This window comes from Mycolicibacterium parafortuitum (assembly GCF_010725485.1).
Taxonomy (GTDB): domain Bacteria; phylum Actinomycetota; class Actinomycetes; order Mycobacteriales; family Mycobacteriaceae; genus Mycobacterium.
Genome location: NZ_AP022598.1, coordinates 2,740,760 through 2,764,533 on the forward strand (window position 1 = coordinate 2,740,760; position 23,774 = coordinate 2,764,533).

The window sequence follows — 23,774 nt, forward strand, 5'->3', positions numbered from 1 at the left end:
ATTGTTCTGCCTTTCTGGGAACGGGGTCAGCCGGCCGCGGACAGCGCCGGCGCGGCGTCCTGTTGCGGGGGCCACAGCGGCTGAGGCACCTCGACGCCGAACGACCCGTCCCAGCGGTTGCGGGACGAGACCTCGTGCACGGGGCGGCGATTGGCCGCGACACCCCAGCTGCCCCTCGGATATCCCAGGGCCAGCATCGCCGACATCTTCCAACCCTCGGCGACCGGCACCCCGAGCAGTTCGTCGACCCGATCTTCGAAGTTGCGCAACACCATCGTCATCACCCCGCCGACGCCTTCGGCGCGGGCGGCGAGCAGCAGGCTCCAGATCGCCGGATAGATGTTGGCGCCGCCGAGATCGTCGATGGCGAAGACGAAGATCAACAGGGGCAGTTCGTCGAAGTGGTCGGCCAGGTAGTTCCCGGAGACCTTCATCCGGCGCATCGAATCGGCGTGAGCAGCCAGATCGGCGCCCGGGGCCGGAACCACCATGGGTCCGGAGCCGGTGGCGAACTTCTGGTACTCGAGTTCGCGGGCCTGCCGGAACAGGTGGGCGAACTCGTGGATCAGCGCGGGATCGTCCACGGCCACGAAGTGCCAGCGTTGGGTGTTGCCCCCGTTGGGTGCGCGCACAGCGGCGTCGAGGATGCGGGCCTGGGTGTCCAGCGGAATCGGGTCCGGCCGCAGCCGCCGCATCATCCTGGTGGTGTAGAGGGCTTCGTAGATGTTCATCGTCGGCTCCGCTGCGCTACTCGGGCCAGCTGTTGGTCTCGATGAGCTCGACGAAATCCGTGCGGCGGAAACCGGGGTCGAAATGCGCCAGCACGTCGTCGTTCATCGTCCCGAAGGTGGTGTCGGGCCGGTGCTTCATCCCGTCGTTGAACGCCGCCAGGATGCGCTTCTTGAAGTCGGGGCGCGGATGCGCGGCGGTCACCGCGGCGATCGCGTCGGGGGAGAGCTCGTCGCGGCCGAGGCCGATCACGTCGGTCTCCACACCGGCGTTGACCAGCGCGACCTCGGGATCAAGATGTTGGGGGACACCGGGAGTGGTGTGCAGGGCGATGCTCAGCCACACCGTGCGGGCGGCGACTGGGTCGACGCCGCGCTGCAGCAGGAAGTCCCGTGCCGCGTTGGCGCCGTCGACCTCGAAGCGCAACGCCGAGGTGCGGTAGCGCTCGGTGAGGCCGAGGTCGTGGAACATCGCCCCGACGTAGAGCAGTTCGAGGTCGGGTTGCAGCCCCGACCGTTGCCCCCGCAGCGCGCCGAACAGATACACCCGGCGGGAGTGGTCGAAGAGCAGATCGTCCTCGGCCTCGCGGATGAAGTCGGTCGCTTCGCGCACCAGTGCGCTGTCGGGGATCGCTATCCCGGCGATCGTCTGGATTGTCATGGTCACCCTCCTGAATCGGACTCTTACGGTCGAGTCAACGCAGGTGGGGGCCGACGGACGCACGGCTATTGCGCCGTTCGGCCCACAGAATGCGACACAATGACGCTGTGGCAGCGCGGGTGGTGGTGATCGTCGTCTTCGACGACGTGACCCTGCTGGATGTCTCCGGTGCCGCCGAGGTGTTCACCGAGGCCAACCGGTTCGGCGCCGACTACCGGATCAAGGTCGCATCCGTCGACGGCGGCGACGTGAGGACCTCTGTCGGGATCCGGCTGGGCGTCACCGACAGCATCGGGTCCATCGCTTCGGCCGATACCGTGCTGGTCGCCGGAAGCGACGAATTCCCCTCGCGGGCAATCGATCCCGAGCTGGTCGAGGCGGTGCGTGCCCTCGCGGGCCGCACCCGGAGGCTCGGATCCATCTGCACCGGGTCCTTCATCCTCGGGCAGGCCGGGCTGCTCACCGGCCGCCGCGCGACGACGCACTGGCACAACGTCCGCTCGCTGGCCCGCGCGTTCCCCGACGTCACCGTCGAGCCGGACGCGATCTTCGTCCGCGACGGCGACGTCTACACCTCGGCCGGAATCTCGGCCGGCATCGACCTTGCGCTGGCGCTGGTCGAACAGGATCACGGCACCGAACTCGTGCGCGACGTCGCCCGCTGGCTGGTCGTCTATCTCAAACGCGCGGGCGGGCAGTCACAGTTCTCGGCGCTGATCGAGGCCCATCCGCCGCCGCAGTCGGCCCTGCGCGTAGTCACCGAGGCGATCGCCGCCGACCCTGGCGCGAACCACAGTGTGCGCAGTCTGGCCAGCCGCGCAGCGCTGAGCACGCGTCAACTGACCCGGCTGTTCCGTGCCGAACTCGGGACCACCCCGGCGGACTACGTCGAGCGGGTCCGGGTCGACGTCGCGCGCGCCGCCCTGGACGCCGGCCGCACCGTCACCGAGGCCGCGCGACTGGCCGGGTTCGGCAGCACCGAGACGTTGCGGAGGGTTTTCGTCGCCCACCTGGGCGTCCCGCCGAAGGCCTACCGGGACAGGTTCCGCACCGCCATCTCGACCTGACGGCGTCGGCGTCCGGCACGAACCAGGTGGTGGACCCGGGATTGATCATGAATTGACCTACCACATAGCTCAATTCGTGACAGCCGCCGAGCTCACTCCGTGCGGCCAATCACCGATCACCGCGCTCGGCAGCCGATAGGCTGCGACCAGAGCGGACCCCACGCGCTCGGCGCAGTCGGCGCTCTGACGCGACCACAGGTTTCGCGGAGGAGAGTCTCATGCCCGCGAACGGCCTGATGCCGGAGACGGACAGCGAATGGATGGTCGACACCCTGCTCACGCTGCTGCAGACCCCGAGCCCGACCGGGCGCACCGACGCGGTGATGCAGATGATCGGCGGCATCTTCGAGGCGCTGGGGCTGTCGCTGTCGCTGACCCGCCGGGGCGCGCTGATCGTCGAACTGCCCGGAGAGTCGGAGACCACCGACCGCGCGCTGGTGGTGCACGCAGACACCACCGGGTGCATGGTGCGAGGCCTCAAGGACAACGGACGCCTCGAGGTGATCCCCGTGGGGACCTTCTCCGCGCGCTTCGCCGCCGGTGCTCGGGTGCGGATCCTCACCGACGAACCGGGCGAGTTCATCACCGGCACCATCCTGCCGCTGAAGGCCAGCGGGCACGCGTTCGGCGACGAGGTGGACAATCAACAAACCGACTGGGATCACGTGGAAGTGCGTGTGGACCGCCAGGTTTCGAGCCGCGAGGACCTGAGCCGGCTCGGAATCCGGGTCGGTGACTATGCCCCGCTGATGGCCAATCCGGTCTTGACCGAAGACGGGTTCGTGGTGTCGCGCCATCTCGACGACAAGGCGGGCGTGGCGGTGGTGCTCACCCTGGTCAAGGCCCTCACCGAGAATTCGGTGGTGCTGCCGCACCGGACCGCGGTCATGATCACCATCGCCGAAGAGGTCGGATACGGCGCAAGCACCGGGCTGCCCGCCGATATAGCGGAGATGATCACCGTCGATAACGCGGTGTGCGCACCCGGCCAGCATTCCCGCGAGGACGCCGTCGCGGTGCCGATGTCCGATCTGCACGGTCCCTACGACTATCACCTGACCCGGAAACTGTGCCGGCTCGCCGACGAGGGCGGGATTCCGTTCGTGCGTGACGTGTTCCGGTACTACCGCTCCGACGCTGCCGCCGCGATCGAAGCCGGGGCCAACACCAGGGCCGCGCTCGTGGGCTTCGGTGTCGACGGCAGCCACGGGTGGGAGAGGACCCACCTCGACTCGATGAAGGCCACCTACGCCCTGCTGGATGCGTGGATCCGGTCGCCGCTGACGTTCGCCCACTGGGACGCGGCGCCGTCGGGGTCCGGCGATCTGCACGAGTTCCCGTCCGAGCGCCAGCCCGCACCCCAGGAGAAGTGGGTTCCGCTGTCGCGCGGCTGACCGCGCCCTTTGCTGAGGCTCCACGGCTCCAGCGTTACCGCGCCTCGGTGACCGTCGCTCGCGGCACACCGTGTAGCCAGGGATCAAGATCTCCGCTGTCAGAGCGGATTTCGCTCCGGCAGCTTCGGGCACCGGGCGCAGAGCTTCCGAAACTCGTTAGCTTTTAGGGCTATTGGAGCGGGGCTCCGAGTGACAGTGTGGTGTGATGCCGACCCCGACCGGGACCGGAATCTGACGTGAGGAGCGACGAATGGCCGACCATCGGCTCAGCGAGAAGTTCGACGAACTCTCGGAAAAGGCCAAGGAATCCGCCGAAAACCTCAAGGAATCGACTGAGCACGAGAAGGACCAGCTGAAGGCCGATGCGGCCGCTGCGCGTGAGCGTGCCGCGAAGTCTGTGGAGCGAGTCAAGGATTCCGTCGACTCCGCTGCCGACAAGGTCTCCGCGCAATGGGACGAAGTCCGCACCAAGTGGAAGGACCACGTGGAGAAGCTCCGGTCGACCATCGCGGAGAAGCGGGAAGAGCACGACATCAAGACCGCCGAGCGGTACGCCGACGCTGCCGAGGATTATGCGTTGGACGCGATCTGGTTCGCGGAGAGCGCCATCGAGGAGGCGGCGGCAGCATGCATCGACGCCGCCTACGCCCGTCAGGAGGCCGAGGCCCTCAAGGCCTCGTCGTAGGCCCGACGGAGATGGCTCGACCTCGGTTGCCGCCTAGCCTTTCGCGCGGCCCGGCCCGTGATTCTCCTCGGCGATGACCTGGTACCACGCGTGGGGCGCGTAGTACTCGTCCCACTGCGCCGGCTTCTTGAACGACAGCTTGAGGGCTCCGTTCTCGAGGAACACGTAGGTGTCCTCGTCGCCGTACTCGGCCGGCACCTCTTGGCGCCCGAACTTCACTCGAAATGTCATGCCCCGAGCTTCTCACGGCGGATACCCGAAAGTCGCCATAAACGCTGACTCGCTTGGTATTTCCCGATATCAACGCGGGCAGTTGTCGGCTGCCCGCCCGGTTCTTGCGGCCTCGACGAAGTCCTGCATGTCCCGGTCGGCGGCGCCGATGACGCCCCGATGGTCCTGGCCGGGATAGACCCGGTATTCCACCGCGGCCCCCTTATCGCACAGCGCCGCGGTCAACTTGTCGATGCCGGCCACCGGCACCGCGGCGTCGGCGCTGCCCTGCACGATCATCACGGGCACCTTCGGCATCACCCCGATGGGGTCCTGGTGCGCGAGGTAGGTCTGCAATCCGGTGAGATCGGCGTCCGGGGCCAGCACCTCAGACGCCGGCACCGTCGGGACGGTATCGATCTGGGCGACGCACTCGGTCCGCGCGGTGGTCAGCAGCGGGCGCGCCGCGGCGGTGAAGATCGCGTCGGGGTCGACAGACGGATCGACTACCGCGGCGCCGAGCACCAGCAACGGCAGAAAACGTTGGCTGGCTTCGACTTCCGGGCGTCCGGCCCGGATCAGGTCGACGGCTTGACCCATATCGACCCCGCCGGGTGCGATGGCCACCACCCCGGCGAGATCGAGGTCGGGGTCGCGGGCCTGCGCGTCCTGCGCGGTGAACAGTGCCGCCTGCCCGCCCTGGCTGTGGCCGACCGCCAGCCACTGCGTTCCGATCCCGGAGTCGAGAGCCCTTGCGGCCCGCACGATATCGGTGACGGTGTTCGCTTCACTGGTGCCGTCGACGTAGGGATGCCCGCCGGGGGTGCCCAGCCCCTGGTAGTCGGTTTGCAGCACCGCGTACCCGCGGGCCAGCCAGCCGTCGAGCATCGGGCGGACCCGACTGGTGTAGTCGTGGATCAAACCGTCGGCGGTGTCAGCCGACGGGGCGCAGGTGTCGGCGTAACCCGTGGTTCCGTGCGCCCAGCTGATCACCGGCCAGCCGCCTTGCGGCGGTTCGGTTTTCGGGACCGCGACGGTTCCGGACACGACGATCGGCTCGCCGTGGGAGTCCTCGGAGACATAGGTGATCAGCCGGGTGTCGGCGGCGCTGGGCAGGGCCGCGGCGGTGGTCAGCGGGCGTGCGGTGAGCAGTTGCCCGGCGCGCAGTTCGGGCGTGGGTGCGGTGGGCGGGGGCTCCGTCGAAGTGGAGCAGCCCGCCAGCAGGACCAGCGCCGCGAGGCCGGCCAGCCCGCGCCTGAGGTACTCAGCCACCGAGCAGGGTCCTTCGGCTGGCCGCGATCGGGCTCTGCGCGGTCAGGCCGCCGTCGAGCACCAGGGTCTGGCCCGTCATGTAGCGGGACTCGTCGGAGGCGAGATAGACCATGGCCCAACCGATGTCCTCGGGTGTGCCGATGAGGTCGAGCGCGTTGTGCCGGCGGATATCGTCGATCACGTCGGCCGGCAAGTTGTCGCGCAGCGCCGGCGTCATGACGGCTCCCGGGGCGACGGCGTTGCAGCGCACGCCTTGGCGGCCGTACTGGGTGGCGATGTACTGGGTGAGCCGAATGACCGCGGCCTTTGCGGCTCCGTACGCGCATTGCAGGGTGTCGCCGGCCAGACCGGCCACCGAGACGGTGTTGATGATCGAACCGCTGCCCGCGGCGATCATGTGCGGCAGCGCCAGCCGCGAGGCGACCACGGTGCTGCGGGCATTGAGCGCCATGGCGCGGTCCCATTCGTCGAGGTCGAGCCGCAACAGGTCGAGGTCCTTGCGGGGGTCACTGCCGCCCACATGGTTGCACAGCACGTCGAGGCCACCGAAGGTGTCGACGGCACAGCCGATCATGGCCGTGATCGACGCCTCGTCGAGCACGTCGACGGCGATGCCGACGGCACCACGTCCGATGTCGGCCGCCGCCGCGGCGGCCGCGTCCGCATCGAGGTCGGCGATCAGCACCCGGGCACCCTCGCCGGCCATCAACTGGGCCGCCGCGCGCCCGATGCCGCTGGCGGCGCCGGTGATGACGACCCGCTTGTGGTCCAGACGGTTTCCTGTCATTGCGTCACCCGTCGCATCGCGGTCGGCTCTCTGCCGCCTCGTCCAGGCTAGGCCGCATCGGCCCGCAGTGGTGGGGATCGATCAGGGTCGGGTCACCGCACTAACCATTCCGGGATCGGCGCGGGTAACTGGACCGGTGGTACGTCGGCTGGCAACGGCACCGCGGGAACGTCAGCGGGCAGGGACACCCGCGGCACCGAGGCCGGGAACTCGACCGCAGGAATGTCGGCGGGCAACTGCACCACCGGCACGTCGGCGGGGTAGGGGAGCGGGGGAAGTCCCGCGGGGATCGGCAGCACCGGCAGCGGAAGCGCCGGGATCACCGGGGCCGGAATGACCGGGCCGGCATCCTCGCCGGGTGCGGCCGCGGCCCACCCGGTGCCGGAAACAGCACCACCGAGCACCGCGACCACGGTGGCGACGGTGGCCGCGCCCCAGCGACAGCTGCGCGCCATGCATCCACAGTAGCCCCGGCCCGCGCTTTGCTACCTTGGCTGCCATCGACCTGGGAGGCCTACCCGATGACTGCAGCGCTGCAGACCGTCCGTCAGAAGTTTGAGCGGGTATCCGAGTCGGGCCGCGCACTGAAGCGCCTGATCGACACCGGCATCATCGATCTGAGCGATCTCAGATCGTCGCTGCAGGCGGCGAATTTCGCCCGGGTCTACGGTCCGCAGGCCACGATGGCGATCCTCGGCGGCCGCAAGTACGCCGACCTGCCCGCGATCGCCGACGAGCGCGGAACGCTGACCTACAAGGAGGTCGACGACCGGTCGTGGGCGCTGGCGCGCGGCCTGCGTGGGCTCGGGGTCGCACCGGGTTCGGTCGTCGGCGTGCTGTGTCGCGACCATCGCGGGCTGGTCATCACGATGGCCGCCTGCGGCAAGGCCGGTGCGCGGATGGTGTTGATGAACACCGGCTTCGCCAAACCGCAGTTCGCGGAGGTGTGTCAGCGCGAGGGCGTCGCGGTGGTGCTGCACGACAGCGAGTTCCTCGGCCTTCTCGACGCGCTTCCCGCCGACATGCCCCGCGTGCTGACCTGGGTGGACGATGGTACCGAGGTACCCGAGGGCGTCCCGGCGCTCGAGGACATCATCGCCGCGAACGCGTCGGAGCCGCTGCCGCCGCCGGACAAGGCGGGCGGGTCGGTGATCCTGACCAGCGGCACCACCGGGCTGCCCAAAGGTGCTCCGCGCGATACCGTCTCGCCGCTGGCGACCGCGCAGATCGTCGACCGAATCCCGTTCCCGCACAAGGGAACCATGGTGATCGTGTCACCGATCTTCCACAGCACCGGTTGGGCCACCTACACCACCGGCGCGGCGTTGGGGAACAAGGTGGTGACAGCCCGGCGCTTCAACGCCGAAGGGACGCTGCGGCTCATCGCCGAGCACAAGGCCGACATGCTGGTGGCCGTCCCGACCATGCTGCACCGGATGGTCGAGCTGGATCCCGCGGTGATCGCCAAGTACGACACCTCGTCGCTGAAGGTCATCCTGATCGCCGGATCGGCGCTGAGCCCCGAACTGTCCAACCGGGTGCAGGACACCTTCGGCGATGTCCTCTACAACATGTACGGCTCCACCGAGTGCGCCATCGCCAGTGTCGCGACCCCCGCCGAACTGCGGGCCGCGCCCGGTACCGCCGGCCGCTCACCGGTGACCTGTGAGGTCGTGCTGTTCGACGAGAACGACCAGCGCATCGACGGGTACAACCGGCGCGGCCGGATCTTCGTGCGCAACGGCGCACCGTTCTCCGGATACACCGACGGCCGCAGCAAGCAGATCATCGACGGCTACATGTCCAGCGGCGACATGGGCCACTTCAACGACGACGGGCTGCTGTTCGTCGACGGCCGCGACGACGACATGATCGTCTCGGGCGGAGAGAACGTCTACCCGCAGGAGGTCGAGAACCTGCTGGAGGCTCGCCCCGATGTCGTCGAGGTCGCGGTGGTCGGCGTCGACGACGTCGAGTTCGGGAAACGGCTGCGGGCCTTCATCGTCCCCGAGCCCGGCGCGGACAAGGACCCCGACGCGATCAAGCGCCACGTGAAGGAGAATCTGGCCCGGCACAAGGTCCCTCGCGACGTGGTCTTCGTCGACGAACTGCCGCGCAACGCCACCGGAAAGCTGCTCCGCCGGGTCCTGGTGGAGATGGACGTCGACGCCTGAGCTCTCACCGCCTGCGTTGACACGCGTCTGCGCTCGCAATAGCCTCACTTCTGACTACGAGCGTTGTCAGAAGTGAGCTCAAGGAGGAGCTGCTGTGAGTGCGCCCATTCCGACGCGCCACCCTGACCGCCCGCGGCCGATCCCGGCCGGTGTGCGGGCCCTGGCGAGCGTGCTGGCGATCCGGAATCCGAGCGCGCAGCAGTGGCAAGACCTCGGCGAACGGCTCAACGTCGGCGACGAGCCGATGGACCGGCTCGTCGAGTGGATGGCCGCCACCGGCATGGAGCAGACCCGGCCGCTGTTCGAACGCGCTCTGCGCGACGGTATCGACAGCGTCCCCGACGCGCCGGCGCCGTTGCGCGAGTTCTTCGAAACCTTTGAGCCCCTGCCGGACTGGGCCGACCCCGAGCTGCTGAGCATCGGGCAGCGCGCGCTGCGCCGCGGCGGGGCCGACGGTATGTATGTCGCCCGTGACGTGTCGCTACTCGGCGGCTACCAGTTCTCCGGATTCAACAAGACGCTGCTGCGCACCGGAGCGCTGGAGAAGGGCTCGAACAAGCGATTCGCCGAGACCATGCAATGGGCCATGGACGTCATCGCCGAGGGCGGTCTCGACCACCTCGGCGTCGGCTACCGCTCCACCATCCGGGTGCGGCTGATCCACTCGTTCGTCCGCAGGCACGTGGCCGCGATGCCGGATTGGCGACCCGACGAGTGGGGGCTGCCGGTCAATCAGACCGACATGGCCGCGACGCTGGTCGGCGCGCTGGTCGCGCCCGCGGTCGGCGCGATGGGGATGGGGGTGGTGCTCTCGCCGTCCGAGTACACCGCCGTCGCGCATCTGACCCGCTACGTCGGGTGGCTCATCGGAGTCGAAGACCAATGGCTGCCAAAGGATTTCCGCGACAGCATCCGGGTGCTGGCGCACACGCTGACCGCGCTGGCCGCCCCCGACGAGTCCAGCAAGCAACTCGCCGCGCCGATGGCCGACGACCCGCTGGCATGGCACTACGACAGCCTCCCCGAACTGCGGCGCCGGCTGGCCAGGGCCCAGCACCTGTCGGTCACCAGTGCGTTCCTCGGGCCGAAGGCCCTGCGTTCCCTGGGCCTGCCGTCCTATTCCCTGCCGTGGTACCCGCTGCTGCGCCTCCCGGTGAACCTCGCCCGCAGCGCCGCCGCGCTGGCCGTGCCCGGTGGGGTCGACCGCGCCGACCACCGGGGACGGCGCGAACACGCAAAACTGTTGCGCACCATGATCGGTGCGGATGCGGCCACCATCGGCGAGTCCGCGGCTCACGTCAGCCGGGTGGCCTGACGGTCACCGTCCCTGCGCCGCGTCCCCGCGCAACGTCATCACCGTACTGGTGACGGTCGCGGCGACCTTGCCGTCCGCGCGCGTCACGTCGCATGCGTAGTGCGTGATCGTCCTACCGTGATGTGTGGTCCGCGCGGTCGCGGTCAACGTGTCCACCCACACCGGGCGCAGAAACGCGGCGCGAATGTCGATGCTGGTGAACGTCTCTCCGTGCGCCATCAGCGTGGAGTGCGCCGTGCCGATCGCGGCATCGGCCAATTCGACGAGGAACCCGCCGTGCACGGTGCCCTGCTGATTGCCGTGCCGGCGCGGATCCACCGACACCCGCACCGATGCGGATCCGGCGCCGACGGACGCGATCTCGAAGCCCAGTAGACCGGAGATGGCGGTGGGGTAGCGCATATGGATCGCTGTGTCCGGAGCCGCACCGTCGACGAGCTGCCTGAGATGTTCCAGCACCGGCAACGTGGTGTGCTGCATGGAGCCTCCTCGAGAAATCAACCGCACCAGGACGACTCGACGCTAGAAAACGTGTCATAGTGCAATCAAGAAATTGTCCTACAGACAAGGGGTTGTCCTGCGGGTCCACCGACACACCGACGTCGCCGACGACCTCGCCGCGCAGATCCGGGCCGGAACGCTGCCGGCGGGCACGCGGCTACCGACGCACCGGGCGCTGGCCGCCGAATACGGCATCGCGGTGGCCACGGCCACGAAGGTGTATCGGCTGCTCGCCGACGCCGGGCTGGTGGTCGGTGAGCCCGGTAGGGGCACGTTCGTCCGCGACCTGAGCGGATTCGCCGGGATCGAGCCGCAGCGCCGGACACCGGCGGAGCGCATCGCCGACCTGTCGTTCAACCAGCCGCTGGCGGCTGTGCAGAGTGAGCAGTTGAGGCAGGCGCTGCGCGACCTCGCCGGCGGGGGTGACCTCGCCGCGCTTCTCATGCAGGAGCCACCCGGCGGTCGCCGTCGCGGGCAGGCCGCGGTGGCCACCTACCTGCTCGGTCACGGTGTCGATGTCGCGCCCGACGCGGTGGTGCTGACCGCGGGCGGACAGCAGGGGCTCGATGCCGTGCTGGGCGCCGTGGCCGCACCGGGATCGCTCGTGGCGGTGGACGCCCTGACCTACCCGGGGATCAAGCTCGCGGCGGCGGCGCGCCGTGTCGAGTTGGCGCCGATCCCGGTCGACGCGGCGGGGATGGACCTCGACCACCTGGACCGGCTCTGCGCGCGGCGGCCGGTGACGGCGCTGTATTGCACTCCGACGCTGCACAATCCGCTCGGATTCGTGCTCAGTATCGCCGACCGCCGCCACCTCGCCCGGGTCGCGCGACGACACGACCTCGCGGTGATCGAGGACGCGGTGTACGCGTTCCTGGAGCCGGGTCACCCGCCCCTGGCCACGCTGGCGCCGGAACGCACCTTCTACGTCGGATCGCTGTCGAAGAGTCTGGCCCCCGGAATCCGGTTCGGATTCGTGGTGACACCGCGGAACCGGCGTGAGGCGCTGATCCGCGCGCTGCGCACCGGGAGCTGGGGCACGTCGACCATCGCGACCGAGCTGGCCACCCGATGGCTGACCGACGGCACCGCCGAGCAGCTGGAAGTGTTGCGGCGCAAAGATGCCCGGCGCCGGCAGGAGCTGGCCCGCACCGAGCTCGCCGGGCTCGGCTACCACGGCCACCCCGGCTCCTATATCGGCTGGCTTCCACTGCCGGAGGAAGTGCGCAGCGACGTCATCGCGCACCGACTCGCCGAGGCGGGGATTCTGGTGTCCACCGCCGACGCGTTCGCGACGACGAAGTCGGTGCCGAACGCGATCCGCCTCGCCCTGGCGACCCCGGCGGAGGCGGTTCTGCAGCGCGCGCTCCGGGAGATCCGCGGGCGAGTGGTTCGGCATCTGCCGGCGCACCCGGTCATCTGAGCCCGCGCTCGCCGCGCCATTCCTGGTGCATAAGTTAATGCTGAGACAGAAGGTAACTGCACCCTCGTCTGGTCCGGACAAGGTAGCCACAGAAATTTTACACCTGTAAAGACAGTGCTCAGCACCTATTTTGTGCTCGACTGGCCTATTAGCTGATCTTGAAGCGGATCAGATGTTAAATTACTACTCCGTAAAAGGACGTGTCGCTTCATCGGCCGCTCCCAGGGCCGGGTGAGCCGGGCTCGCCCGTGCTCGACACGAGAGAGCGAAGGAGCTCGCATGGCTGCGGCTAGCCCCCCGAAACCGCGCCGGACGAAGGGCCGCCACCGCAAAACCGTCACCAGTCCGATGGCGAACTGGCTGAAGGTGGGCGCCGCCGGTATCGGGCTCGCCGCCGCGATCGCCGGCGGGCAGGGCGTGGCCGCGGCCTCCACGGACGACGCGTCCAGCGGCAAGCCCAGCGCAGGCGGCGACGACAGGCCCACCCGCACGTCGGCAGCCGCGGACTCGTCGGCCGGTGATTCCGACTCCGACGCGGCCTCGGTGGGACCGTCGGTCGCCTCGCGCAAGCCCGCGTCGACCCGGTCGTCCACCCCGCCCGCAGCGGCGGACACCGATGACGACAGCGCCGAGCCCGAGGTGGTCGACGACGCTGTCGAGGACCCCGACGACGAAACCGAGGCCCCCACACCGTCACCGCATCCCGCGGCACCCGAGGAGTCCGAGGAGCCCGAGGACATCGACACCGAGGAGGCGCCGGACCCCGTCCACGACGCGCCGTCCCCCGTCGAGGAGCCCGCGGCCGGGGAACAGCAACCCGACGCCCCGCCACCGGCGCAGGCCACCGCCGACGCGGCGTCGACAGGCGACATCACGAGCGCGACCGCCGAGACGCCGCCGGAGCCGCCGGCTGTGGTCATCGAGATCGTCGACGAAGTGCTCAACTGGCTGGGACTGGGCCCCCGCGGCGGTATCACGCTGCCGACGGGCATGACGGATTCACTGTGGCTGCTGCTGCGCCACTCCTTCCAGAACCGGCCCGGCTGGGCCTCGGCGGTCGCCCATCAGGGGAACACTCTCGTCACCGGCGGCGACCCGATGCGGGAACTCTTCCGGGAGGCGATCCAGGCCGAATTCAGCAAGAAGTACGGATGGATCCCCGTGGTGGGTTCCGTGGCCCACGGCATCAGCCTCATCGGCAACCTCGGTGAGCTCGGCGCAGCGATCCTGCGCGGAGACCGCGCGGACATCGCCGACGAATTCGGGGACATCACCCGCGATCTCGTCGGCACGATCCCGATCATCGGCGCCCCGATCGCGGCGAACATGTACACCGCGCAGGCCGAGGCACGGGTGGCCGCCGCGATCCAGAGCGGCCAGTTCGCGGCCGCTCAGGCGACGCCCGAGGACGAGCACGCACTCAACACCCTCACCCAGATCCTGCTGCAGCTCTCCGGTTGGCCGGAGCCGCCCAAGAACTTCGTCACGCCCGCCGACTACACGCTGGATCAGACGCTCGACGCCCACAACGATCTGCTCGACCTGCTGGTCGCGAATCCGACTCCGACCACGAAGTGGATTCCCGACACCCTGGCGCTGATCAACCTGTTCATCAAGTCGGCGCTGCCGGGTTACACGTTCTCGGACGGCCTCAACACCTTCGCCGACCTGCTCAACCGACTGGTACCGCCCTACACGATCGAACCAGGTGCCGACATCCTGATCACCAAGACCTCCGTCGCCAGCGCCAGTATGGGTGCTCTGGTCAGCATCCTCAACGAACTGCTGGGCGGGAACTTCGATCCCGAGAGCATCCGGGACGCGGCAGTCGTCGGCGGGACACAGGGATTCCTCTCCCCGGCAAGTGTTCTCGGTATGTCGGTGAACAGCGGAGCCGAGCCCAACCCATGGTCGCTGATGGCCTATATCGCCTTGGTCGGGGTGTACCGGCGGTTCCAGTGGGTGGGGCTCAACCACCTCCCGGTGGTGACCGGCCAGACGCAGAACAGCCAGATCCTGCTCACCACCAGTGGTTCCGTGCAGGCCTACGACCCCGACGGCGATGTGCTGACGTATTCGGTGTCCGAGCAGCCGGCCAACGGCATCGTCACGATCAACCCGCTGGTCGCCGGCGGGTGGATCTACACCCGCACGTCGAACTGGACGCACACCGGCACCGACACGTTCGAGATGACGATCAGCGACGGGCTGTTCCCGTCCGCCGAGCGCCCGTATTCGCCCGACGGCCACACCGTCACCGTCACCGTCACCGTGAACTACACCGGGGTCGCGAACAACCAGCCGACGATCATCGCGCTGCCCGGGCTGCCCGACGCGATGGGCATCGTCCGGGGCAGCGCGTCGGGCAACGACATCGACGGAGACACACTGACCTACAGCCTGGTCAACCCGGGAACCTCGGGGGCGACCAGCACGTCGATCTACACCAACGACGGCGGTATCGTCCAACTCAACAGCGCCACCGGAGAATTCGTCTACATCCCGAAGGTGTCGACCGCGCTGATCCCGGCGCTCAACACCGACTCGTTCCAAGTCCAGGTGTCCGACGGGCGCGGCGGTACGGCCACCGCCACCGTGCTGGTCCTGTCGCACCTGCGGGTCGGAACCTCGGTGACCGGTACCGGCGCCTACGTCGAGCACGGCAAGGTGGACGTCCCGACCCCGGACGTCGGACTGCTGACCTACAGCATCGGCACCCAGGGGGCAAAGGGCACCGCCGTCGTCAACCCCGACGGCACCTACACCTACACCCGCAGCAACACCGCCACCGGAAGCACGGACGACACGTTCACGATCATCGGCACCGACGCGAACGGCAAGTCGGTGACCCTGCCGGTGGTGTCGGTGTCACCGCCGTTGATCGCGGTGACGCCGACGACGACGGTGTCGGGGGAGACGTTCACCCCACGTGGCTGGCTGCTCGGTGCCGTGGTCACGCCCGCCACCCAGACCACCAACGGGACGATGAGCGGAATCGACGACAACGGACAACCGGTGTCGATCGGCGCTGGGCTCTACAACACCGAGAAGGGCGGAACCGTCCTCATCCTCGGTTCCGGCGGCGGATTCACCTACACCAACACCAGCTATGGGGACGTGTTCCACAAGGCCGCCGCGATCAACGCGCCCGATTCCGACAAGTACGACACCGTCAAGATCACCGTCACCGATTCGCTGGGCCGCACCGGCGAAGTCACCTTCCACATCCTGTTGCGCACCGAGAACAGCACGCCGTCCTCCAGTGCATCGGTGGGCAGCCCCAACCAACTCGGTGTCGTGCGCGGTTCGGTGTCCGGCGAGGACCGGGAAGGTGATTCGTTCACCTACTCCCTGGCCGGGGCCGGCAACCCGGCCGGTGCGACCGCGACCTCGACGTACACCGCCAACGGCGGCATCGTATCGCTGAACTGGGACGGCACCTTCACCTACATCCCGAACAAGTCTGCGGCAACAGCGGATTCGTTCCGGGTACTGGTCTCCGACGGGCACGGCGGCACCACCACGCAGACGGTGAACGTGTCGCTGAGCACGCCGTCGCCGACGGCGAACATCAACACCTCGACGCTGAACCAGGTCACCGGCCAGCTCTTCGTCCCGCCCGCCGATCTCGGGCTGATGACATACAGCCTCGGCACCCCGCCGACCAAGGGCACCGTGTCCGTCGACGCCGGCGGGGTGTTCAACTACACCCGGACCAGTCCGGGGCACACCACCACACCGCCGGACACCTTCACGATCATCGGCACCGAGGTGACCACCGGCAAGACGGTCACGATCGCGACGATCACGGTCAGCCCGAAGGTGGTGAACACCCCTCCGGCCGGTGGCACGACGACGATCAGCACACACAGCCAGACCAGCAACCTCATCAACCGGACCCAGACCACCACCGGAACGATCGGCGCATCCGACGCCGACGGAGATCCGCTGACGTTCGACGCCGGAACGTTCTCGACGACCAACGGCGGCGAGGTCACGATCGCGGCCAACGGTTCGTTCTCGTACACGATCAGCAAGGGCCTTCTGAGTTCCTACTATCACGACGCGGCGAAGATCGGTGCCGGCGGCACCGCGGTCAGAGACCAGTTCACCGTCACGGTGCGCGATCAGTTCGGCGGTGTCACCTCGTTCATCGCGACAGTGCCGATCTACGCGATGAATTCGGCGCCGAACGCTCCCACCGGCGGCGTCTTCTGGCCCCTCGTGAACGACTGGACCTCGGTTTTCGCCACCGACCCCGACGGGGACTCGCTGACCTACACCATCACCAAGCAGCCGCAGCATGGGTCCGCGTCGTACAACCCGGTCAGCCAGGTCCTGAGCACCTCGGGTACGCAGAACAACGACACCATCATCCTGACCGTGACCGACGGCTACTACGTGGTGGTCGACGGCATGGTCACGACGACGCCCGCGAGTGCGTCGCGGACCTACACCGTCTGAGCGGTCTGGCTCAGGCGACCCGGTAGCCGAGGTCCTTCAGGATCCCGCGCTCGATCGGGCTCAGTACCCGCACCGCGATACCCTCCGGGAGATACGCGTTCATCATCTTGACGTTGTTGCCGGTGTAGAACCTGTCGTCCAGATGGGTCACCGAACTGCCGCCATCCCACGGATTAACGGTCAGCAGCGGCACCAGGTTGCCGTTGTTGGCGGCGACCGCGTTGGCGCCCCCGAAGAAGAGGCCACCGTTGCCGCCGGTGAGATTCGGATCGAATGCCGAGTTCCACACGTAGCGGCGCCGATCCACCGTCCGGACACCACCGGCGGTCACGACGAAGCTGTCGAAGATCGTCCAGGTCCGTTGCGTGTTCTTGCCCGCCGGTCCGATGCTGGCGTCGAAGCCGAAGGTGTGCAGCAACTCGTGCATCACGGTTCCGACGAAGTCGTACTCGTCGGCTGCGATCTCGGAGGTGAACGACCACGACGCGGACAGGTTGAAGTCGATGTCGCCGTCGAACTCGTCGCCGTTGCTGTCCCGGCCGGTGAGGATCTTGTTCTGCACCACGGTGCGGTGGAAACCTGGCGAGTCGCTGACCGAAGGACTTGTGGCCGAAGCGAAACCGGAGTTGCGGCCGACCGCTTTGATCGTCAGCGTGACCGGCGTGGTGACCATGAAGTACCGGGCCAGCGAGTCCGCGCCGGTCTGTAGCGCGGTGCGGGCCTCGTCGGTCCACACCACCTCGCCGTCGTAGGTGAAGGAGAACTTGAGCGCCCCTTGGTTGACCAGGATTCCGGTCGTGGTGCCGGGCCGGCCGAGGAGATCGAGAAGATTCACGTGCGCGCCGCGGTCGATCGCGGTCACGGAGAAGCTGTCGACGCCGGCAAATCCCTGGCCCGGGGTGTAGGTGTAGGTGCCGTCCGGGTTCAGCGCGACGGTGCCGTACTGCGGCCTTCTGTTGAGGCGCACCGTGATCGGATCGCCTTCGGGGTCGACCGCGTTGATCGTCCCGGTGACCGGGCCGTCGAGCTGGCCTGAGATCTGCACCGGATCGAGCATGGGGTCCAGGTTGAAGAACGTGTTGCGGACGAAGTTCAGCGTCGAGGTCAGGTTCTGCTTGGCGGGGTCGTTGACCGGCAGCGCCACGATCCACGTCTGGGCCGCGGCCATGAACTCGGCGATGGCCTTGGCTGCGCTCTGCTGTCTGCGTTCGGCGAGGGCGTCCCAGGACGTCGACGTGCCCGCGGGCGTCACGACCGCTGTCGGGGCGGGGGAGACGACGATCGGGTCGGACGAGTCTTCCTCGGGTGCGTCCGCCGGCTCGCGATCCGGCGCGGCGGTGACCGCGACCTTCGCGTGGCTGCGTGAGCGCGCGGGAACCTCCCGCGCCTCGGTCTCCTCGTCCTCGGCAACCGCCTCGTCGGCTTCCGTGTCGGGGTCGCTGGAATCGTCAGAGTGGTCGGCGGAGTCGTCGGCGGCGTCGTCGGTGTCGCCGTCCTCGGTGCCGGTGTCGCTCGACACCTCATCCGAATCCGTATCCGAATCCGGATTCGAATCCGACGCAGAATCCGATGCGGATACCGACGACGAGGTGTCCGGGGACTCCGCGGCGGCCACACCGATCTGCGCGTCGATCAGTGACAACCCGAGCAGTGCGGCGCCCATACCGACCGACGCCGCCCCGGCGGCAAGCCAGCGCCGGACGGCGAAGCTCTCGGCGCGGCGGACCGAGGCGTTGCCGAGCTGGCCGGCTCTGTTCGCCTGCGCCATCGCAATACTCCCGTGATCTGTTGGAGTGCACGGTAACCTACGGGCGCGCACGGCGGCGCGGGATTTGCGGCCGCTCCGACAATTTATATGATCCGCGCCCGACTGGTCCGCCTCCGTCCAATTGTGGCAAATGATCGTGGCCGTCGAATCAGTTCCCGCGGAACACGGCCGGAATTCGTTTGACCCGCTAATATGCCTCCGGTGCCACACGAGAGCCGACAACCGCTGCGCAGACGGATCCGCATCACGTCCAGCATCGTCATCGTCGGATTGATCTATGCTGCTTCGCTTTTCGGATACTGGTGGATCAGCAGCTCGTACCCCGCGCTGAGTCCGTTCGATCCGGCACCGGCCGAGTATCCGGTGGTCTCGATCGACATGGACACCATCCACACCGCGACGAACGAACTCGAGGTCGACGTTCTGCTGATCGCGCCGGAACGCTATGTCGACCCTCGGCTGGGGGTGTTGAACACCGACATCGCGATCCGGATTCATCCGTGGGTCAATCTGGGCGAGCTGAAGTTCCCGAAGGGGGAGACGCCGGGCAGCATCACCGCCACCGTCGAGGCGCACGGTGACGCCGACTACTGGCCCTTCGACACGTACGCCACCAAACCGCTGACCGCCGATGCGCTGATCGGTTCGGGCGAGCAGCGCACCATCGAACCGGCCGACATCAGGGTCAGCGGCGGGATCGAGGGCTGGAACGTCCAGGTCGACCAGACGGAGTCGGACCCGTCCGCATCGGTCATCGAGCTGAGTCGGCACCGCGGCACGTTGGCCTTCGACCTCGGCGTCGTGCTCGTCCTGATCGCGCTGCCCGCGATGGCGATGATCGTCGCCATCGAGACCATCATGGGAAGAAGGCAGTTCCTGCCGCCGCTGTTCACCTGGTTCGCGGCGATGCTCTTCGCCGTGGTCCCGCTGCGCAACATCCTGCCCGGCGCTCCGCCGCCGGGCGCGTGGATCGATCAGGCGATCGTGATCTGGGTGCTCATCGCGCTGGTGGCCGCGATGGCCATCTACGTCGTCGCCTGGTACCGCTACAGCAAGCTGTGACACCAGGGAGCGATGGTCGACGTCGGGTACTCACGAGGGGACCGACAGCACATCCGACGCCGACCATCGCGGCTCCAACGTCGGCCGCGCATCGCAGCTCGCGCGAAAGTACCACGGTAAAAGGCCAGTTGAAGCCCAGTTCCGTCGTTCAGCCTCGTATTGCTCGCGTCTGCAAAAGCTTTGGATGAACATGCAAACAGATCGGCTGCGATCCGGGTGCGCCGCGAAGCTATCGTGAAGCCATGAGTTCCGACACGCCGCCCGACCGCACCGGTGCCGCGACCACCGTCACACAGCAGCCGGGACAGTTCGTCATCGAGGTCGAGGGCCGTGCCGTGGGACTTGCCGACTACCACGACCGCGACGGTCAGCGGGTCTTCCCGCACACGGAGGTGCTGCCTCAGTTCCAGGGCCGGGGACTGGCCACGATCCTGGTCGCCGAGGCGCTGCGCGTCACTCGCGCCGAAGGTCTGCGGATCGTGCCGACATGCTGGATGGTCGCCGAATACATCGACAAGAACCCCGAATACGCCGATATCACCGACCGCGCGTAGATGCCCCGGGTCCGTCGGCTGCTGCTGCTCGCTACCGCGGCGATGCTGGCCGGCGCGGCCATCGGAGTCCTCGGCGCCGCATTCCGCTGGTGTCTGCGCCGCGCCGAATCCCTGCGCATCGACCTCGTCGCGTGGGCGCAGCATCTTCCCGGGCCGGGCTGGCTGATCCCGGTCGCCGCGGCCGCAGTCGGCGCCGGTGTCGCCGGCGCGCTCGTGCGCTGGGAACCCCAGGCCACCGGCAGCGGCATCCCGCATGTCGAGGCGGTGTTCCTCGGCGAAACCCGGCCACCGCGGCTGACGGTCCTGCCCGCGCGGTTCTTCGGGGGCGTGTTCGCGATCGGCTCGGGAATGGTCCTGGGCCGGGAAGGCCCGACGATCCACATGGGCGCGACGCTCGGCGCCCTCGCCGCGCGGCGCACGCGGCTGCCGGAGTCCGACGCCCGGATGATGCAGGCGGCGCTCGGCGGCGCCGGGCTCGCGGTGGCATTCGACGCGCCGATCGCCGGCATGCTGTTCACGCTCGAAGAGGTGACGAAATCGGTACGGGTGAAGACGGTCGCGGTCGCGATCCTGGCATCCGTCACCGCGGTCGTGTGCTCCCGCGCGATCCTCGGCGATGCGCTCGACCTCCAGGTCGCCGACTTCGCGGCACCCGGCCTCGCCTGGCTTCCGGTGTTCGTCGTCTTCGGGGTGCTCACCGGCATCCTGGGGGCCGGCTACAACGTGGCGGTGCTCTTCCTGGCGGACTTGTCGGCGAAAGTGCCGCGCGTCCCGACCCCGGTGAGGGCGGCGGTGATCGGCGCGCTGGTGGGGGCCGCGCTGTGTGTCGCCCCGCTGACGGTCGGGGACGGCGACACCCTGACCCAGATGATCCTCGGTGGCCATCAGTTCGTGCTCCTGGCGGCCGCGGGATTGCTTGCCGCACGGTTCTTTACGGGTCCGCTGAGTTACTCGGCAGGAGTCCCTGGCGGACTGTTCGCCCCGCTGCTCGCGGTCGGTGCGCTGTGGGGTCTGGTGTTCGTCGGCTGCGCCGACATCGTGACCGGCGACCCGGCCGCGCCGGGGATTCCGATGGCGCTGGCCGGGATGGCCGCCTTCTTCGCGGCCACGGTGCGGGCGCCGCTGACCGGAATCGTCATCGTGTTGGAGATGACGGCGGCCACCTCGATGGCGTTGCCGATGATCGTGGCAACCGCAGGCGCCGTCCTGGCGGCCCGCGCTGTGAGGGCGGAGCCGGTGTATGCCGGCCTGCGGCAGCGGATGACGGTCGAGGCCCCCGGTGCCGACGAGAGACGCTGATCCCGTAGCTGGCAGCGTCCGTCGGCGAAGCCCGGCATCTGGTTCTGCGACGTCGGCCGAATTGTCGCCGGAACGGGATTCGATCAGAGTTGATTTGCCAACCGTGCGCTGATCTTGTGGATACCCTTAGCAGGCTCTTCAGCACTTTCACCTTGCATCGAGGGAGTCGACATGACGCAACCGCCGCCGCCCGGCAACTATCCGCCTCCGCCGCCCGCCGGCAGCGGCGGCTACCCCCCGCCGCAGCCGGGTCCGGCCGCGCCGAATTCGAACCTGGTGCTCGGCATCCTGACGACGCTGTTCTGCTGCCTGCCCTTCGGCATCGTGTCGATCGTCAAGGCCGCGCAGGTGAACGGACTGTGGGCACAGGGGCGCTATGCCGAGGCCCAGGCGTCCGCCGATGCCGCCAAGAAGTGGGCGATCTGGAGTGTCGTCGCCGCCGTCGCGGTGTGGATCATCTACGGCATCCTGTTCGCGACCGGCGCCGTGGACATGGACATGGACACCTCGTCGTACTGATCGGGTCGTACTGATCAAAGTCCTACCGATCGAACCGCCCACCCGCCTCGGCGGTCCACTGCTCGTGGCCGCCGCGGCGGCGGGCGTGTGTGTCGTCGTGTGGATCGCTGATCCGACCACACCAGGTGGGTTCCTGCCTGTCTGCCCGACGAAAACCCTTCTGGGCGTGGACTGTCCGGGCTGCGGGACACTGAGAATGATCTACTCGCTGCTGCACGGCGACGTCGCGGCCGCGCTCCGGTTCAATGCGGTGGGCCTGGTGGCACTGGGTTTACTGCTCGTCGCCTACGCGCTGTGGACCTATGGCCGCGCCGTCGACCGCACGGTGGTGTCCTGGCAACAGCACCGCTGGGCGGCGTGGGTGACCCTGGCCGTCGTCGCGGTCTGGTTCGTGGTGCGGATCCTGCCCTTCGAGCCGTTCACCTCGCTGCGGGTGTGAGGCGACGGTCAGTTCTCGTCCGGGATCTGCCGATGGGTCTGCCAGCCCGCGGGCGCGTCGGGGTCGTCATTCTGATGGTCCAGCTTGTCCTGCTCGCGCCGCTGTTCGTCGGTGGCCTGCGTGGCGTCTTTCGGCGTGGCCGGTGAATCGTCGTGCTGTTCCACCACGGAACCTCCAAGCGTCGTCGGGTGGGGACGGAAAACAGGTTCTCCGATCCGGGCTCGATGAAACACAATCTCGGGTGTGACCGGAAACCCGTTGTTCTGCGGTATCGAACTCGCCCGGCGGATCGAGGCGGCCGAGGCCGAACTGATCACCGCGGCGACCCTGGCCGCGCGAGCGCGCGGTGGATGGGGTCTGACGCTGCCCGTCGGCGGCGGGTACGCCTGCGCCGCGGAGCCGGGCTCACCGATGAACAAGGTGGTGGGCCTGGGCATCGCCGATTCGGTGGACGCCGCGGCGATCACGGCGGTGGAGGACGCGTGCGCCGATCTCGGGGTGGACGTCCAGGTCGAGTTGAGCAGCCTCGCCGATCCCGCGGTCGCGCAGCTCCTGACCGAGCGCGGCTACGTTCTCGTCGGCTTCGAGAACGTGCTCGGGTGCGCACCCGCGGATACCCCGACGGCACGCGCCGACCAGATCGACGTCCGGCGGGACGGCGGCCTGGACGCCTGGGCCGACGCGCTCGTGGACGGCTTCGCACATCCCGACGGGGTGGGGGTGGGAAGCCACGAGGAGTTTCCGCGTGGTGTCGTCGAGAACGCCGTGCGGGACATCGTCACCGCGGGTGCGCGCACGTACCTCGCGGAGTCCGACGGTCAGGTCGCCGGCGCTGCGGGCATGCGCCTGACCGGCGGGGTCGCTCAGCTGACCGGCGCGGCCACCGTGCCGGCGTTCCGCCGCCGCGGTGTGCAGACCCGGCTGTTGGCCACCCGGCTCACCGACGCCGCGGCAGCCGGGTGCGACATCGCGGTCGTGACCACCGCGCCGGGCTCGACGTCACAGAAGAACGTGCAGCGCCGGGGCTTTCACCTGCTCTACACCCGGGCCATCCTGGTCAGGCGATGCGGCCCGGCGAGAACAGCCACCCCGTGACGAAGATCGTGCTGAACACGATCACCAGCGATCCCGCGATGTGGACACCGAGGGTCGCGGATTCACCGAGGGCCGCCTGGACGAACGAATACACGAAGACCAGCCCCGCGAGTGCCGTCGCCCACCAGTCCTTCCTGCGGGCGTAGGCCAGCCCGGCCAGCGCGACGAACCAGCCGCCGGACACGACGTGCAGCACGATCGCGGCGGTGCCGTGGATGTCCTTGAACTCGCCGGTCTGCACCAGCGCACCGGCGGTACTGAACAGCGCGACGATGACGGCGGCGGTCGCCACCGCGAACACGCGGGAGGCGAGCAGGAACGGGCGGGGGCTCTGCTGCGGGTCTGCTGACGGCATGG

At 68.5% G+C, this 23,774-nt stretch carries 23 protein-coding genes; 13 read left to right on the forward strand and 10 right to left on the reverse strand.

Features of this window, described 5'->3' with window-relative positions; all coding sequences use genetic code 11:
* Window positions 1–26: 26 nt before the first annotated feature.
* Both NTM_RS13190 and NTM_RS13195 read right to left on the reverse strand, forming a co-directional pair.
* Window positions 27–731 carry a nitroreductase family protein gene (locus NTM_RS13190; RefSeq protein ID WP_163766548.1) on the reverse strand — a complete coding sequence of 235 codons (705 nt, stop codon included), beginning with the start codon at window positions 729–731 and terminating at the stop codon, window positions 27–29.
* 16 nt (window positions 732–747) lie between these two features.
* Complete coding sequence (locus tag NTM_RS13195) at window positions 748–1,389, reverse strand: HD domain-containing protein (RefSeq protein WP_163766549.1); 642 nt, start codon at window positions 1,387–1,389, stop codon at window positions 748–750.
* Between the two features lie 89 nt (window positions 1,390–1,478).
* Here NTM_RS13195 and NTM_RS13200 point away from each other — a divergent pair, with 89 nt between their 5' ends.
* From NTM_RS13200 to NTM_RS13210, 3 genes are all read left to right on the forward strand, one after another.
* Window positions 1,479–2,456 (forward strand): GlxA family transcriptional regulator, encoded by a 978-nt coding sequence (locus NTM_RS13200; RefSeq protein ID WP_179963930.1) that lies wholly within the window; start codon window positions 1,479–1,481, stop codon window positions 2,454–2,456.
* A 218-nt stretch (window positions 2,457–2,674) separates the two neighbouring features.
* Window positions 2,675–3,850 (forward strand): osmoprotectant NAGGN system M42 family peptidase, encoded by a 1,176-nt coding sequence (locus NTM_RS13205; RefSeq protein ID WP_104864080.1) that lies wholly within the window; start codon window positions 2,675–2,677, stop codon window positions 3,848–3,850.
* Window positions 3,851–4,100: 250 nt separating this feature from the next.
* Window positions 4,101–4,535: a hypothetical protein gene (locus NTM_RS13210; protein WP_163766550.1), complete on the forward strand. Its 435-nt coding sequence runs from the start codon at window positions 4,101–4,103 to the stop codon at window positions 4,533–4,535.
* 33 nt (window positions 4,536–4,568) lie between these two features.
* Here the strand turns inward: NTM_RS13210 and NTM_RS13215 are convergent, their stop codons facing one another.
* The 4 genes from NTM_RS13215 to NTM_RS13230 all read right to left on the reverse strand — a co-directional run bounded on the left by NTM_RS13215 (window position 4,569) and on the right by NTM_RS13230 (window position 7,259).
* Window positions 4,569–4,766: a hypothetical protein gene (locus NTM_RS13215; RefSeq protein WP_142407169.1), complete on the reverse strand. Its 198-nt coding sequence runs from the start codon at window positions 4,764–4,766 to the stop codon at window positions 4,569–4,571.
* Window positions 4,767–4,835: 69 nt separating this feature from the next.
* Window positions 4,836–6,017, reverse strand: a complete 1,182-nt coding sequence (locus NTM_RS13220) for an alpha/beta hydrolase family protein (RefSeq protein WP_163766551.1) — start codon at window positions 6,015–6,017, stop codon at window positions 4,836–4,838.
* Window positions 6,010–6,804 (reverse strand): SDR family NAD(P)-dependent oxidoreductase, encoded by a 795-nt coding sequence (locus NTM_RS13225; RefSeq protein ID WP_104864076.1) that lies wholly within the window; start codon window positions 6,802–6,804, stop codon window positions 6,010–6,012. Before NTM_RS13225 ends, NTM_RS13220 begins: the two co-directional genes overlap by 8 nt.
* A gap of 92 nt (window positions 6,805–6,896) precedes the next feature.
* On the reverse strand, window positions 6,897–7,259 hold the full coding sequence (locus NTM_RS13230) for a hypothetical protein (protein ID WP_163766552.1): 363 nt from the start codon (window positions 7,257–7,259) through the stop codon (window positions 6,897–6,899).
* A 66-nt stretch (window positions 7,260–7,325) separates the two neighbouring features.
* Between NTM_RS13230 and NTM_RS13235 the strand changes: the two genes are divergently transcribed.
* Entirely contained in the window at window positions 7,326–8,978 is a 1,653-nt protein-coding gene (locus NTM_RS13235; protein ID WP_163766553.1) for an acyl-CoA synthetase, read from the forward strand.
* A gap of 94 nt (window positions 8,979–9,072) precedes the next feature.
* A complete protein-coding gene (locus NTM_RS13240; protein WP_163766554.1) occupies window positions 9,073–10,293 on the forward strand; it encodes an oxygenase MpaB family protein in 1,221 nt (406 codons plus the stop codon).
* 3 nt (window positions 10,294–10,296) lie between these two features.
* On the opposite strand, the gene NTM_RS13245 is transcribed toward NTM_RS13240, so the two are convergent.
* Complete coding sequence (locus NTM_RS13245) at window positions 10,297–10,695, reverse strand: PaaI family thioesterase (RefSeq protein WP_163769474.1); 399 nt, start codon at window positions 10,693–10,695, stop codon at window positions 10,297–10,299.
* A gap of 175 nt (window positions 10,696–10,870) precedes the next feature.
* Here NTM_RS13245 and NTM_RS13250 point away from each other — a divergent pair, with 175 nt between their 5' ends.
* Together NTM_RS13250 and NTM_RS13255 are read left to right on the forward strand one after the other, a co-directional pair.
* Window positions 10,871–12,217 (forward strand): aminotransferase-like domain-containing protein, encoded by a 1,347-nt coding sequence (locus NTM_RS13250; protein ID WP_163769475.1) that lies wholly within the window; start codon window positions 10,871–10,873, stop codon window positions 12,215–12,217.
* Between the two features lie 279 nt (window positions 12,218–12,496).
* Window positions 12,497–16,681 (forward strand): Ig-like domain-containing protein, encoded by a 4,185-nt coding sequence (locus NTM_RS13255; protein ID WP_163766555.1) that lies wholly within the window; start codon window positions 12,497–12,499, stop codon window positions 16,679–16,681.
* A 10-nt stretch (window positions 16,682–16,691) separates the two neighbouring features.
* Here the strand turns inward: NTM_RS13255 and NTM_RS13260 are convergent, their stop codons facing one another.
* Window positions 16,692–18,449, reverse strand: a complete 1,758-nt coding sequence (locus NTM_RS13260) for an Ig-like domain-containing protein (RefSeq protein ID WP_163766556.1) — start codon at window positions 18,447–18,449, stop codon at window positions 16,692–16,694.
* Between the two features lie 201 nt (window positions 18,450–18,650).
* Between NTM_RS13260 and NTM_RS13265 the strand changes: the two genes are divergently transcribed.
* From NTM_RS13265 to NTM_RS13285, 5 genes are all read left to right on the forward strand, one after another.
* Window positions 18,651–19,511 (forward strand): DUF4436 domain-containing protein, encoded by an 861-nt coding sequence (locus tag NTM_RS13265; RefSeq protein WP_163766557.1) that lies wholly within the window; start codon window positions 18,651–18,653, stop codon window positions 19,509–19,511.
* Window positions 19,512–19,753: 242 nt separating this feature from the next.
* Complete coding sequence (locus NTM_RS13270; RefSeq protein ID WP_163766558.1) at window positions 19,754–20,065, forward strand: GNAT family N-acetyltransferase; 312 nt, start codon at window positions 19,754–19,756, stop codon at window positions 20,063–20,065.
* Complete coding sequence (locus tag NTM_RS13275; RefSeq protein WP_163766559.1) at window positions 20,066–21,364, forward strand: H(+)/Cl(-) exchange transporter ClcA; 1,299 nt, start codon at window positions 20,066–20,068, stop codon at window positions 21,362–21,364.
* 171 nt (window positions 21,365–21,535) lie between these two features.
* Window positions 21,536–21,883 (forward strand): CD225/dispanin family protein, encoded by a 348-nt coding sequence (locus tag NTM_RS13280; RefSeq protein ID WP_104864068.1) that lies wholly within the window; start codon window positions 21,536–21,538, stop codon window positions 21,881–21,883.
* A 64-nt stretch (window positions 21,884–21,947) separates the two neighbouring features.
* Window positions 21,948–22,322 (forward strand): DUF2752 domain-containing protein, encoded by a 375-nt coding sequence (locus NTM_RS13285; RefSeq protein ID WP_163766560.1) that lies wholly within the window; start codon window positions 21,948–21,950, stop codon window positions 22,320–22,322.
* Window positions 22,323–22,330: 8 nt separating this feature from the next.
* Here the strand turns inward: NTM_RS13285 and NTM_RS28545 are convergent, their stop codons facing one another.
* Window positions 22,331–22,486 carry a hypothetical protein gene (locus NTM_RS28545; protein ID WP_170311978.1) on the reverse strand — a complete coding sequence of 52 codons (156 nt, stop codon included), beginning with the start codon at window positions 22,484–22,486 and terminating at the stop codon, window positions 22,331–22,333.
* Window positions 22,487–22,565: 79 nt separating this feature from the next.
* Here NTM_RS28545 and NTM_RS13290 point away from each other — a divergent pair, with 79 nt between their 5' ends.
* Window positions 22,566–23,417 (forward strand): GNAT family N-acetyltransferase, encoded by an 852-nt coding sequence (locus NTM_RS13290; protein WP_163766561.1) that lies wholly within the window; start codon window positions 22,566–22,568, stop codon window positions 23,415–23,417.
* On the opposite strand, the gene NTM_RS13295 is transcribed toward NTM_RS13290, so the two are convergent.
* Window positions 23,380–23,772 (reverse strand): hypothetical protein, encoded by a 393-nt coding sequence (locus NTM_RS13295; protein ID WP_163766562.1) that lies wholly within the window; start codon window positions 23,770–23,772, stop codon window positions 23,380–23,382. The two genes, NTM_RS13290 and NTM_RS13295, sit on opposite strands and share 38 nt — an antisense overlap.
* Window positions 23,773–23,774: the final 2 nt, after the last annotated feature.

Coding starts and splice junctions, on each gene's coding strand:
- NTM_RS13190 (WP_163766548.1), bottom strand. CDS start 731: ATGAACATCTACGAAGCCCTCTACACCACCAGGATGATGCGGCGGCTG.
- NTM_RS13195 (WP_163766549.1), bottom strand. CDS start 1,389: ATGACAATCCAGACGATCGCCGGGATAGCGATCCCCGACAGCGCACTG.
- NTM_RS13200 (WP_179963930.1), top strand. CDS start 1,479: ATGCGACACAATGACGCTGTGGCAGCGCGGGTGGTGGTGATCGTCGTC.
- NTM_RS13205 (WP_104864080.1), top strand. CDS start 2,675: ATGCCCGCGAACGGCCTGATGCCGGAGACGGACAGCGAATGGATGGTC.
- NTM_RS13210 (WP_163766550.1), top strand. CDS start 4,101: ATGGCCGACCATCGGCTCAGCGAGAAGTTCGACGAACTCTCGGAAAAG.
- NTM_RS13215 (WP_142407169.1), bottom strand. CDS start 4,766: ATGACATTTCGAGTGAAGTTCGGGCGCCAAGAGGTGCCGGCCGAGTAC.
- NTM_RS13225 (WP_104864076.1), bottom strand. CDS start 6,804: ATGACAGGAAACCGTCTGGACCACAAGCGGGTCGTCATCACCGGCGCC.
- NTM_RS13230 (WP_163766552.1), bottom strand. CDS start 7,259: ATGGCGCGCAGCTGTCGCTGGGGCGCGGCCACCGTCGCCACCGTGGTC.
- NTM_RS13235 (WP_163766553.1), top strand. CDS start 7,326: ATGACTGCAGCGCTGCAGACCGTCCGTCAGAAGTTTGAGCGGGTATCC.
- NTM_RS13245 (WP_163769474.1), bottom strand. CDS start 10,695: ATGCGCTACCCCACCGCCATCTCCGGTCTACTGGGCTTCGAGATCGCG.
- NTM_RS13255 (WP_163766555.1), top strand. CDS start 12,497: ATGGCTGCGGCTAGCCCCCCGAAACCGCGCCGGACGAAGGGCCGCCAC.
- NTM_RS13260 (WP_163766556.1), bottom strand. CDS start 18,449: ATGGCGCAGGCGAACAGAGCCGGCCAGCTCGGCAACGCCTCGGTCCGC.
- NTM_RS13270 (WP_163766558.1), top strand. CDS start 19,754: ATGAGTTCCGACACGCCGCCCGACCGCACCGGTGCCGCGACCACCGTC.
- NTM_RS13275 (WP_163766559.1), top strand. CDS start 20,066: ATGCCCCGGGTCCGTCGGCTGCTGCTGCTCGCTACCGCGGCGATGCTG.
- NTM_RS13280 (WP_104864068.1), top strand. CDS start 21,536: ATGACGCAACCGCCGCCGCCCGGCAACTATCCGCCTCCGCCGCCCGCC.
- NTM_RS13295 (WP_163766562.1), bottom strand. CDS start 23,772: ATGCCGTCAGCAGACCCGCAGCAGAGCCCCCGCCCGTTCCTGCTCGCC.